Annotated in this window: 10 protein-coding genes; 8 read left to right on the top strand and 2 right to left on the bottom strand. The window is 59.2% G+C overall.

Going from position 1 to position 11,257, the window contains the following annotated elements:
* Positions 1-190: 190 nt before the first annotated feature.
* Entirely contained in the window at positions 191-1,192 is a 1,002-nt protein-coding gene (locus PAF17_RS07930; RefSeq protein WP_271888563.1) for a LacI family DNA-binding transcriptional regulator, read from the bottom strand.
* A 154-nt stretch (positions 1,193-1,346) separates the two neighbouring features.
* Between PAF17_RS07930 and PAF17_RS07925 the strand changes: the two genes are divergently transcribed.
* The 4 genes from PAF17_RS07925 (at position 1,347) to PAF17_RS07910 (ending at position 6,500) form a co-directional block, all read left to right on the top strand.
* Positions 1,347-2,369, top strand: coding sequence for an ABC transporter substrate-binding protein (locus PAF17_RS07925; RefSeq protein ID WP_271888562.1), 1,023 nt, complete (start codon positions 1,347-1,349; stop codon positions 2,367-2,369).
* Between the two features lie 68 nt (positions 2,370-2,437).
* Positions 2,438-4,648, top strand: coding sequence for an ABC transporter permease (locus tag PAF17_RS07920; protein ID WP_271888561.1), 2,211 nt, complete (start codon positions 2,438-2,440; stop codon positions 4,646-4,648).
* Entirely contained in the window at positions 4,645-5,706 is a 1,062-nt protein-coding gene (locus PAF17_RS07915; RefSeq protein WP_271888560.1) for an ABC transporter ATP-binding protein, read from the top strand. The genes PAF17_RS07920 and PAF17_RS07915 overlap by 4 nt, the downstream gene beginning before the upstream one ends.
* The gene (locus PAF17_RS07910) at positions 5,703-6,500 is read left to right on the top strand and encodes an inositol monophosphatase family protein (RefSeq protein WP_271888559.1); all 798 of its coding nucleotides are present in this window, start codon (positions 5,703-5,705) and stop codon (positions 6,498-6,500) included. The genes PAF17_RS07915 and PAF17_RS07910 overlap by 4 nt, the downstream gene beginning before the upstream one ends.
* A 23-nt stretch (positions 6,501-6,523) precedes the next feature.
* Here PAF17_RS07910 and PAF17_RS07905 read toward each other — a convergent pair whose 3' ends face one another.
* Positions 6,524-7,216 (bottom strand): GntR family transcriptional regulator, encoded by a 693-nt coding sequence (locus PAF17_RS07905; RefSeq protein WP_271888558.1) that lies wholly within the window; start codon positions 7,214-7,216, stop codon positions 6,524-6,526.
* A gap of 191 nt (positions 7,217-7,407) precedes the next feature.
* Here PAF17_RS07905 and PAF17_RS07900 point away from each other — a divergent pair, with 191 nt between their 5' ends.
* From PAF17_RS07900 to PAF17_RS07885, 4 genes are all read left to right on the top strand, one after another.
* Positions 7,408-8,151 (top strand): SDR family NAD(P)-dependent oxidoreductase, encoded by a 744-nt coding sequence (locus tag PAF17_RS07900; RefSeq protein WP_271888557.1) that lies wholly within the window; start codon positions 7,408-7,410, stop codon positions 8,149-8,151.
* Between the two features lie 188 nt (positions 8,152-8,339).
* Positions 8,340-9,341, top strand: a complete 1,002-nt coding sequence (locus PAF17_RS07895) for a TRAP transporter substrate-binding protein (RefSeq protein WP_271888556.1) — start codon at positions 8,340-8,342, stop codon at positions 9,339-9,341.
* A gap of 100 nt (positions 9,342-9,441) precedes the next feature.
* Complete coding sequence (locus tag PAF17_RS07890) at positions 9,442-9,933, top strand: TRAP transporter small permease (RefSeq protein WP_271888555.1); 492 nt, start codon at positions 9,442-9,444, stop codon at positions 9,931-9,933.
* Positions 9,930-11,240, top strand: a complete 1,311-nt coding sequence (locus PAF17_RS07885; protein ID WP_271888554.1) for a TRAP transporter large permease — start codon at positions 9,930-9,932, stop codon at positions 11,238-11,240. Before PAF17_RS07890 ends, PAF17_RS07885 begins: the two co-directional genes overlap by 4 nt.
* The last annotated feature ends 17 nt before the right edge of the window (positions 11,241-11,257 follow it).

Below are 11,257 nucleotides of genomic sequence, written 5' to 3'. Positions count from 1 at the left end.
ATGACGCTGTCCCTCGTGATCGTTTTCCGATGCCGCAAGCGTCATCCGTCAGACCCGAGGCGACAAATCAACTTTGCCAGTTCGAGACATTCCTATCTGGCTTCGACACAAGAATTTATACAATAATCTTGATTATGGATCAAAAAAGGCTTCGGAGGCGACTTTGTCATCAGATGATTTCACGGAACCGCTAGCGGCGTATTGTGCCGCGCCAGATCATCTGCACTGGCAGAGTCTTCCGCGCCTGCAGATTGTGCTCACGAGCCAGGTCGACCAACGAACCTACTGCCGTTCGTGCAAGATCCTCGACCGGTTGGCGGAAGGTTGTCAGGGCATAGGATTCCCAGCCGGCCTGCTCGATATCATCGAAGCCAATCACCGACACCTCGTCGGGAATCTTCAAGCGCAATCGCGTCCGGGCCGCGTCCATGACGCCACATGCAATCAGATCCGTGGTACAGAATATTCCGTCCGGCCTATCCTTCCGTGACAGCAATCCTGTGCCCAGATCCAACCCGGTTTGGTACGAGGTTGGTCCCGCCTCGGCTTCGGTGATCTTCTGGCCCGCCTCTGCCGCCGCCTGTCGGAAGCCGATCGCACGGTCCTGCAAGCTAGCGGTGCCCGCTGCGGAATTCGCCAAGGCAATGTGACGGCATCCGGCGGCAGCAAGCGCTGCAAAGGCCTGACGTCCGGCACCGATATCGTCGACCCTGATCATCAGCGTCCCTGCCCGTTCGTCATCGCGATTGATCAACACGAGCTGCATGCCATTGCGCAGGCAGGTCTCGGTCAATGAGCTGTCTGGCATGCCGGACAGAACGATTGCGGCATCGGTGCGATAGGCGATTGCTTGTTTCAGGGCCTGGGCGACGCTTGCATCGGAACGATCCGTGTTGATCAGAAGCCCGATCTTGCCCGCCGCCTGCAATTGTTCGGTCAGCGCGGCCAACAAGGCCGATCTGTAGGGCGTTTGGACCTCGGCAGCGATCAACGCGACAAGGCCCGTATTTGCGGTAATCAACCCGCGGGCCAGGTGGTTCACCTGGTATCCAAGCTGCTCTGCGGCCGCCTCGATACGGGCGCGGGTTTCCTTGGCGACCGACGCCCCGGGCGTGAATGCCCTTGAAACCGCAGTGCGCGATACCCCCGCAAGTTGGGCAACATCACGTGCGCTGACCTGCCTTTTTCCCATTTATCTGCACACCTGAGCAATTCCGGAATATTCAGTTCTACTGCTATATATGTAACATTTTCTTGACACAAAGCGAATCTGCGGACAGCCTGTTGCACAGCTGTGCAAATGCACGGATGCCCGGCTCGGAGATCGGGACATATGGGAGGATGGAATGAAGACACTAGAATACTTGCTGCTGGGCAGCGCCGCCGCATTTCCCGCCGGCGCGATGGCCGCAGAGCTGAACCTGATCTGTTCCGCAGATGTTGTGATTTGCGAAAAGCTGGTCAGCGAATTCGAAACCAGCCACCCCGAGATCGATGTAAATATGGTTCGCCTGAGTTCGGGCGAGGCATACGCGAAGGTGCGCGCCGAGGCGCGCAACCCGCAGACCGATCTGTGGTGGGGCGGAACTGGCGACCCGCATCTTCAGGCGGCCCATGATGGATTGTCTACGCAGTACAAATCACCGATGCTGGACGAATTGCAAGACTGGGCGCGCGGACAGGCGGAAACGTCGGACTATCACACGGTCGGGGTTTATTCAGGTGCGCTTGGATGGGGCTTCAACACGGAAATTTTTGCCGACAAGGGGATCGAGGCACCGCAATGTTGGGCCGATCTGCTTGATCCGGCCTTGAAGGGCGAAATCCAGATTGCCGACCCGAATTCATCGGGAACTGCCTATACCACCCTCGCCACGCTGGTGCAGATCATGGGTGAAGACGAGGCGTTCGACTATCTGAAGAAGATGCATGCAAACGTCTCTCAGTATACCAAGTCGGGGTCTGCCCCGGTAAAGGCCGCTGCGCGAGGCGAAACCGGTCTGGGCATCGTGTTCCAACACGATGCGGTCGCTCAGGCAGTCGAAGGATTTCCGATCGAAGTCGGCTCACCCTGTGAAGGAACGGGATATGAAATTGGCTCGATGTCCTTGATCGACGGCGCCCAGAATGAGGAAGAAGCCAAGATCTTCTACGATTGGGTTTTGACGCCCGAGGTGCAGAACATGATGCCTGACGCCGGATCATACCAGATCCCGTCCAATGCCGCGGCCACGCCTCCGAAAGAAGCGCCGGACCTGACTGCGCTGAAACTGATCGACTATGACTTTGCGCAATATGGCAGCGCCGAACGCCGCAAGGAATTGCTGGCACGCTGGGACGAAGAGGTCGGCAGCCTGCCTTTGCAATGACCTGACCTCGTCGACCAGATCGCGCGCCACATGGGGCGCGCGATCCCTTGAAATTTTCAGGCATCTTCATGAACACAGATAACCGCAGGTTGGATCTGGTCCTGGCGGCCGGTCTTTTCGCACTGATTGCACTGCCTTGGTATCGCGTGCGGCAAGGTTTTTTCAGCTTTGAGTGGCTGGAAAGTTATGCCCAGACGGCCAAGCATTGGCCCGGCCTGTTTCAGGCCCTTGACGGCCGCTGGCAGCTTTGGCCCGTGCTGGTGCTTATGTTGGCTGCGTTCTGGTTGCGTTTTGGCCGGCGTCCCGGCGCGCGCGGTTCACATTTGATTGCCGTCGGTGTGGCCGGCCTGCTGTGGCTGATGATCGAAAGCCTGTCGATTGGCCTGCGCGGCTGGAACTGGGGGGTGTTGACAGCCGCCTTCGGGAACATCGAGGGACAACAGGCATTCGGCGCAGGTGCAATCGTGCTGGGTGTCGTTTTTTCCCTGCTGATTGCCTTTGGCGCTGCTGAACGGGGGGCGCTGAAAGGGGATGCCTTTGTGCTGGGCGCGATCACGTTGCTGGTGCTGCTGGTCGCGGTCTTTGTGTTTTATCCTTTGATATCGATGTTTGCGGGCGCGTTTCAGGACTTTGACGGCTCTTTCACGACCGTCGGGGTGCGCAATAACATCTTTGATCCCAAGATCTGGTCACTGGCCTGCCTTGTGGGCGGGAACTGCGGCGTGGCGTGGCGCACGTTCTTTCTGGCGCTTTGCACAGCCACCGGCACGACCGTGCTTGGTCTGGTATTCGCGCTGGTCGTGACCCGCACCCGATTTCGCTTCAAGAAGTCGCTGCGCCTTCTGACCGTCCTGCCGATCATTACGCCGCCTTTTGTTGTGGGCCTTGCCCTCACGATGCTTCTGGGGCGCGCGGGCACGGTGACGCAATGGATAGAAATGGCCACGGGCTATGAACTGGGCCGTTGGCTATATGGCCTGACCGGTATCTGGTTGGCACAAATGCTGTCCTTCACGCCGATATCGTTCCTGGTGCTGATTGGCGTCGTCGAGGGCGTGTCACCGTCGATGGAAGAGGCCTCGCAAACCTTGCGTTCCGATCGCTGGCGCACGTTCCGCAAGGTTTCACTGCCCCTGATGGCGCCGGGACTGGCCAATGCATTTCTGATCGGATTCATCGAATCCATGGCGGATTTCGGCAATCCTCTGGTGCTTGGGGGGTCCGGAGGTGTCTTGTCGACCGAAATCTTCTTCGCCGTCGTCGGTGCTCAGAACGACCCGGCCCGGGCGACCGTCCTGGCCTGTGTATTGCTGTTCTTCACCCTTTCGGCGTTTCTGGCGCAACGTTTCTGGTTGTCGGGCAAGAACTATGCCACCGTCACCGGCAAAGGGGATGGCGGTCGCCACGCGTTGTTGCCGCGCCGCGTTGCATGGCCGGTCATAACCATCGCAACGGCCTGGGCAGCCTTTACCATCACGGTCTACGCCATGATCCTGTTCGGTGGCTTTGTGAAAGTCTGGGGGCTGGATCATTCGCTGACCTTTGACCACTATGTTCGGGCTTTTGGCGTTTCGATCACAGATGGCTGGCACTGGACCGGCGTGGCGTGGGACAGTTTCTGGACCACGATGGGAATCGCGCTGGGGGCCGCACCGTTGACAGCCGCCGTCGGGCTTTTGACCGCATGGCTGATCGTGCGCCAACGCTTCCCGGGACGCGGGGTCTTTGAATTCGCGCTGATGATGAGTTTTGCAATCCCCGGAACGGTGATCGGGATCAGCTATATCATCGCGTTCAACCTTCCGCCCTTGCAGATGACGGGCACCGCCGCGATCCTGATCGCCTGTTTCGTTTTCCGCAACATGCCTGTCGGGGTGCGTGGGGGTGTGGCTGCCATGGCCCAGCTGGACGGGTCACTGGACGAAGCCTCGTTGATGCTGGGCGCGGGATCGGGGCGCACAATGCGCAAGATCATCTTGCCCTTGATGCGCCCCGCGATCCTGGCTGCGCTGGTCTATAGCTTTGTTCGCGCGATCACGTCGATCAGCGCGGTGATTTTTCTGGTCAGCGCGAAATACAACATGGCGACGGCCTATATTGTCGGACTTGTCGAGAACGGCGAATACGGCATAGCAATCGCCTATTCCTCGGTTTTGATCCTGGTGATGATCACCGTGATCGGCGGCTTTCAGCTGCTTGTGGGCGAACGCAGGATCGGACGTCGCGAACTGAAACAGAAAACCCGGGCTGAAGCCGCAACACAGGAGGTCAACGCATGACCCAAACCAGAGGCGCGGTCGAGTTCCGCAACGTTCAGAAACGCTTTGGCCAGTTCACCGCGATTCCTGATCTGTCAATGACAATTCAACCCGGTGAACTGGTGACATTGCTTGGGCCATCGGGATGCGGGAAAACCACCACATTGCGCATGCTGGCCGGGCTGGAAAGTCCGACACAGGGGCAAATTCTGCTGGGTGGTCAGGACGTGACACGTCTGCCCGCCGACCGGCGCGACGTCGCCATGGTGTTTCAAAGCTATGCGCTGTTTCCGCATATGAGCGTGATACAGAACGTTGCCTATGGTCTTGAGGCCAGCGGCCTCAAACCCGGCCCGGCACGTGAACGGGCGGAAAAGACATTGTCGCTTGTCGGACTGGACGGTCTGGCAGAGCGCCTGCCTGCCGAACTGTCCGGCGGTCAGCAGCAGCGCGTGGCCGTAGCACGTGCGCTGGTTCTGGAACCCCAGGTTCTGTTGCTGGATGAGCCACTTTCGAATCTGGATGCACGCCTGCGTCGCAAGGTGCGCACGGAAATCCGCGACCTGCAGCAACGGCTGGGGTTCACCGCCGTTTACGTGACGCATGATCAGGAAGAGGCGCTGGCCGTTTCCGACCGCATCGTGGTAATGAAAGATGGTGTCGTCGCGCAAATGGGATCGCCACGCGACCTGTATGAAGCGCCGGAATCGGAATTCATTGCCGATTTCATCGGCGAGGCAAACATCATCAGCGGACGCATCCTGTCGGTCGGCGGCGCCGAAGCGCGCGTCGATATAGGCGGCTCGGTTATCACTCTTCCCGCTCGGGGTCTGGGCGAAGGACCGGCGCGGCTTGCCATGCGGTCAAACGCTGCACGTGTGCGCAACGACGGTCCCGGTGTCACGGGAACGGTCGCATCATCGGCCTATCTGGGTGATCACGTGGAATATGAAATAGACGGGGCACTCGGACGAATTTTCGTTGTCGACGACGAAAGTGACAGCCCCCTGCCCGTTGGTGCCCCGGTCACGCTGGAATTGCGCCCTCGGGGACTGGCATTGATCCCGGAGGCACAATGATGGACTTGGGCACACGATTGCAGGTCGCCGAACAGATCGCGCGCGATGCGGCGGCGTTGGCATTGGAATATTTCCACCGGCGTGACGCGCTGGAAATCGAAACCAAACGCCATGTCACCGACCTTGTGTCCGAGGCGGATCGCAATGTTGAAACACTGATCCGCGAGGCACTTGCGCGCGCATTCCCCGAAGATGCCCAACTGGGCGAGGAACATGGCCACGAACAGGGCTCATCGGGATTTACCTGGGTCATCGACCCGATCGATGGTACCGCACCTTATCTGAACGGCTTGCCGGGTTGGTGTGTTTCAATCGGCGGGCATGACGCGGACGGTCCGGCGCTGGGGGTGATCGTGGCCCCGGTTCTGGACGAGGTATTCGCGGGTGCGCGCGGCCAAGGCGCTACGTTGAACGGCAGACCCTTGGGGGTGCTGACAGGTGATCTTCGATCCGGCTTGCTGGGTATCGGCGCGAATGACCGGGTTGATCCCGAAAGGGTCGGGAAAATGCTGTCCGACCTGATGAAGGCCGGCTCGGCATGGACCCGTTACGGGTCGGGTGCACTGATGCTGGCCTGGGTCGCCGCAGGTCGGCTGGTGGGATATGTGGAACCTCGAATGTGCGCCTGGGACTGTATGGCTGCCTATGCGCTGATCCTGGAAGCGGGGGGAAAAGTGCTGCCATTCCCGACCGGCGCGGCCTTCACCCACCCTGCCCCTGTCATGGGCGCCGGCCCGGCAAGTTTCGACGAACTGTCCGATATCTGCGCCTTTGGCAAAACGGCAGCCTGGTAACGGCCTGCGAACAGCTTGCCGTGTTATCCCGGTTCGGGATCGAAATAGCCGGCATTGGATGCCGAGATTTCAGCAATCGTCGAATCCAGTCGCGACAGATGATGCATGGCGGCGGCCACGGCCCCCTCTGCGTCGCCCCGCTGCACCGCGTGGGCGATGTCATGATGATCCTGCAGCAAATCCGGCATGCGATTTTCCTTGGACAATCCAAGAACGCACAGCCGATCGACCTTGGCCTTTTCTGACGAAATCACATCAAAGGCGAATTCGGTGCCCGCTATCTGGCACAGCGTTTGGTGAAACGCGTAGTCCAGCTTGCCAAACGCGTCGAAATCGCCCGCCTCCATGGCCGCGCGTTGGGCGTCCAGCGCGGCATCCAGGCGCGCACGCCAGCCTGAATCACAGTTTACGGCGGCGCGGCGAAGCACCTCGGCCTCGACGGCGGCGCGCACAAAGCGGGACTTCTCGATTGCCTGCGCGGAAAATCGCTTTACCTCGGTGGCGCGCTGCGGGCGGATCAGCAGCAGATCGATATTGGCCAATCGACTGAAAGCATCGCGCACCGGCTGGCGCGAAACACCAAACCTTGCCGCGATCTCGGCCTCGGAGATCTTGTCACCGGGGCGCAATCGCAAAGAGACGATTTCTTCATGGAGGAAATCAAAGATCTCATCCACGCTGGTTCGTCTTTCTCCACTCAGCTTCAGCTGCTCCATCCCGCCAATCCTTGGTGTCGCGACTTGTTAGACGTTCAGTCGCAGGATTTCCAGCGATCGAACCGTTGAATGACCTTCTAGCACATCTGCACCAACAAAGACTAGTATTCCAGTTTATAGACTAGTATACCAGTTTGAACGGGAGTGATTCGGACAGCGATGTTTCCGAAGCAGAGGAAAAGGAAAGTCATATGAAACTGGGCGGCAAGACAGCCATCGTGACCGGCGGTGGCCGAGATATCGGACGCGCCTGTGCCATCCAACTGGCTCAAGAGGGCGCGAATGTCGTCATCAGCTACTTTGCCAGCAGCGATGGTGCGGATTCTGCCGTGGCCGAAATCACCGGGGCGGGCGGCAACGCAATCGCCGTGCAGGCAGATCTCAGCACACAGGCAGGTGTCGACGCGCTGGTTGCTGCGACCACGGAACGCTTTGGAAGCATCGATGTTCTGGTCAACAATTCTGGCGGCATGATCGCGCGCAAGACGATCCCGGAAATGCCCCTTGCGCATTGGCAGGCGGTCATGGACCTGAACCTGACCAGCGTCTTCATGATGACCCAGGCCGTGCTGGCGCATATGAAACGCGGGGCGATCGTCAATCTGGCCAGCCAGGCCGGGCGCGACGGGGGCGGGCATGGGTCGGTTGCCTATGCAGCCTCGAAGGGGGCTGTCATGACCATGACCCGCGGTTTGGCAAAAGAGCTGGGACCGGAAATTCGGGTCAACGCGCTGTGCCCCGGCATGATCGACACCGATTTTCACAACATCCACACCAAGGACGAGGCCAGAAAGGGCTTTGAAGCCGCGGCCCCGGTCAAACGGCAAGGTCGCCCAGAAGATGTCGCCAATCTGGTGACATTCCTTGCAACCGATGACTCGGCATTCATGACCGGAACCAATGTCGACATCAACGGAGGGGTGCTGTTCAGCTGACCCCGACCACGCAGGGCACGCAGAGGAGCAGACGCCTTGCGGCCGCCGCGCCCTGAATGACGGCACGGCAAATATTCGGGCGGCAGCAGGTGCCGGAAACGATCCATAACGGACATCAGGCACCCTGCCCCCATCACGACCTGCACGCATCACCCATCACGGCAGGACAATGTTTCAGGGAGGAACATATGACGATCTTCAACTCAGCCAAAACCCTTACCCGCGTCGCGACTCTGGTCGGGGTGTTCATGGCAGGCACCAGCGCCGTATCCGCGCAGGATGTGACATTGCGCGGGGCCAGCATGTTTGACGAAGAACATGCCTTTACCAAGACGATGCAGAAATTCGCGGAACTGGTCGACGAAAATTACGACGGTGACGTTGCCTTCGACCTGCGCTTGAACGGTGAGCTGGGCGTCGAAGCCGATTACGTCACCTTCCTGCAGCAAGGCGTTGCCATCGACTATACGATCATGGCGCCTTCCAACATGGCCACATTCGCGCCTTCGATCCCGCTGATGGATATGCCGTTCCTGTTCCGCGATCAGGCCCATTGGGAAGCCACCTTGTCCAGCGACGTTCTGGCGCCGCTGGAACAGGAGCTTCTGGAAAAGGCCGATATCATGGTCATCGGCTATACCGGTGGCGGCGTGCGCAATGTGATCTCCAAGGAACCCATCGAAAATCTGGACGAGCTTGGCGGGTTCAAGATGCGCGTCATGGGGGCACCGATCCAGGCACAGATCTTCTCGGCCTTGACGGCGGCGCCATCGGCGATCGCCTATAACGAAGTCTATAACGCCATCCAGACAGGTGTGATCGCCGGCTTCGAGAACGAGGCCGCAAGTATCCAGAACCTCAAGTTCTATGAGGTCGCGCCCCATGTGACGCTGACCAAGCACGCCATCACGGTGCGCCCCATCGTCATGAGCGGAAAATCCTTCCGCAAGCTGCCCGAAGACCTGCAAGCCGCCGTGCTGAAGGCAGGTGCCGAAGCCGGGGCATTCGGCCGCGAGCTGGAATCGCGTGAGGATGGTGAAAAGCTGCAGGAAATGGTCGATGCGGGTCAACTGACCGTGCATGAATTCGCCAATCGCGACCAGTTGCTGGAAATGGTGGCGCCAGTCCAGGATGAATACGCTGCAAGCCTTGATGCGACCGAGCTGCTGACCTCGATCCGCGCCAAGTAAACCCCACCACCGCGGGGCATCCCGACCCGTTCGACATCACATGTCGGGCAAGGGATGCCCCGATCGGTGGAAGGTCAGATCCCAAACAAGGCAAAAAAGAATGGAAAAGGTGATCGACATATTCTGCAACGGGCTGAGGGTCACCCTGGGGCTGCTTGTTGCGGCCCTGGCAATCCCCGTCGGCATGCAGGTGATCGCGCGCTATTCCGGCATCATTCCCGTCTATCTGTGGACCGAAGAACTGGCGACTTTCATCTTCGTATGGATCGTGATGATCGGCTCGATGATCGCGGTGTGGGATGGCACGCATTTCGATGTGCAGGTGACACCTGACGCGCTCAGTCCGCTGGGGGTGCTGCTGCAAAAAGGTATCGTGCTTGTGCTGGTCGCCGCATTCGCGCTGGTCTTTGCTTGGTATGGTATTGAATACGCAAAATTCGGTGCAATGCAGCAATCGACCATGATGCGCGTCAACAAGCTGGTGACATTTGCTTCGGTTCCCCTGGCCGGGGCAATCTGGGCGATCTTTGCGCTTGTCCGATTGGGCGGCGTGATCCGCGATTACCGCGAAAATTCGAAGGTGGCATCATGATTGTCTCGACCGGACTTGCCTGCGCCATACTGGTTGGCGGTTTCATCCTGCTGGTCCTGATCCGTGTGCCGGTGGCCTTTGCCCTAGGCATTGCAACCATGCCGCTGGTGGTCATGGATCTGCGCCTGACACCATTCATCGTGCTGGACCGGATGTTCCAGTCCTATAACTCGTTTATCCTACTGGCTGTTCCGTTCTTTCTGCTGGCCGCGAACCTGATGAATTCGGGCAAGATCACTGATCGCCTGATTCAGCTTGCGCGCGTATTGACCGGTTGGCTGCCCGGCGGCCTTGGGCATGTCAACGTGGCTGTCTCGATGCTGTTTGCCGGAATATCGGGGTCATCGACGGCCGATGCGGCCGGTTGTGGCAAGATCCTGATCCCCGCAATGGTCAAGGAAGGCTATGATCGCCGTTTCGCGATCGCCATCACGGCCTGTTCATCTGTGATGGGGGTCATTATCCCCCCCAGCATCCTCATGGTCGTGTGGGGCGGGGTCATGCAGGTCTCGGTCGGTGCCCTGTTCCTGGCCGGAGCGGTTCCGGGATTGATGATCGGGTTGGCGCTGATGACCACCGTCTATTGCTATGCAAAAATCTATGACTATCCGACCGAAGGACGCCCGAACCTGACGGCCTTCTGGCAGGCACTTCGTGGGTCGTTCCTGGCCATGCTGACACCGGTTCTGGTGGTCGGCGGCATCGTGGGCGGCATCGTCACCCCAACCGAAAGCGCAATCATTGCTGCGGCATATGCCTTGATCTTGGGGATGTTTGTCTATCGCACCGTGACATTGCGTGATCTGGGTCACATCTTTTACGATACCGGCCGGTTTGCCGCGATCTCCCTGTTTGCAATTGGCACCGCATCGGCCTTCGGCTGGATGCTGGCCTTTTTCGAGGTGCCGCGGCTGATCGTCGGCTTCATGACATCGCTGGAGGTCGGCAGCTTTGGCACCGCCCTGGTCATCGCCGGATTGTTCCTGTTCTTCGGGCTGTTCATCGATGCCATCCCCACCATCATCATTCTGGGCACCGTTCTTTTGCCTGTGGCGGATGCGGCAGATATTCATCCGGTGGTCTTTGCGATTATCGGCATCATCTCGTTGGCATTCGGGCTTGTGACCCCGCCCTATGGGTTATGCCTGCTGATTTCGGCGGCCATAGGCGGCATGAATGTTGTTCATGTCATGCGTGACGTGGTGATCATCCTGCTGCCTATGCTGCTGATCCTGCTGCTGATCATCCTGTTCCCCGAGGTCGCGCTTTGGCTGCCGCGAACGCTGATGCCCGGCACGTTCCAGTAAACGCCTGAAAATAGAGC

Source organism: Paracoccus onchidii (genome assembly GCF_028294535.1).
In the GTDB taxonomy this organism is placed as follows: domain Bacteria; phylum Pseudomonadota; class Alphaproteobacteria; order Rhodobacterales; family Rhodobacteraceae; genus Paracoccus; species Paracoccus onchidii.
This window is presented reverse-complemented; position numbering and strand designations above follow the sequence as displayed.

Bases quoted from the DNA above. Each gene is read 5' to 3' on its own strand.
- PAF17_RS07930 (WP_271888563.1), bottom strand. From the start codon at position 1,192: ATGGGAAAAAGGCAGGTCAGCGCACGTGATGTTGCCCAACTTGCGGGG.
- PAF17_RS07925 (WP_271888562.1), top strand. From the start codon at position 1,347: ATGAAGACACTAGAATACTTGCTGCTGGGCAGCGCCGCCGCATTTCCC.
- PAF17_RS07920 (WP_271888561.1), top strand. From the start codon at position 2,438: ATGAACACAGATAACCGCAGGTTGGATCTGGTCCTGGCGGCCGGTCTT.
- PAF17_RS07915 (WP_271888560.1), top strand. From the start codon at position 4,645: ATGACCCAAACCAGAGGCGCGGTCGAGTTCCGCAACGTTCAGAAACGC.
- PAF17_RS07910 (WP_271888559.1), top strand. From the start codon at position 5,703: ATGATGGACTTGGGCACACGATTGCAGGTCGCCGAACAGATCGCGCGC.
- PAF17_RS07905 (WP_271888558.1), bottom strand. From the start codon at position 7,216: ATGGAGCAGCTGAAGCTGAGTGGAGAAAGACGAACCAGCGTGGATGAG.
- PAF17_RS07900 (WP_271888557.1), top strand. From the start codon at position 7,408: ATGAAACTGGGCGGCAAGACAGCCATCGTGACCGGCGGTGGCCGAGAT.
- PAF17_RS07895 (WP_271888556.1), top strand. From the start codon at position 8,340: ATGACGATCTTCAACTCAGCCAAAACCCTTACCCGCGTCGCGACTCTG.
- PAF17_RS07890 (WP_271888555.1), top strand. From the start codon at position 9,442: ATGGAAAAGGTGATCGACATATTCTGCAACGGGCTGAGGGTCACCCTG.
- PAF17_RS07885 (WP_271888554.1), top strand. From the start codon at position 9,930: ATGATTGTCTCGACCGGACTTGCCTGCGCCATACTGGTTGGCGGTTTC.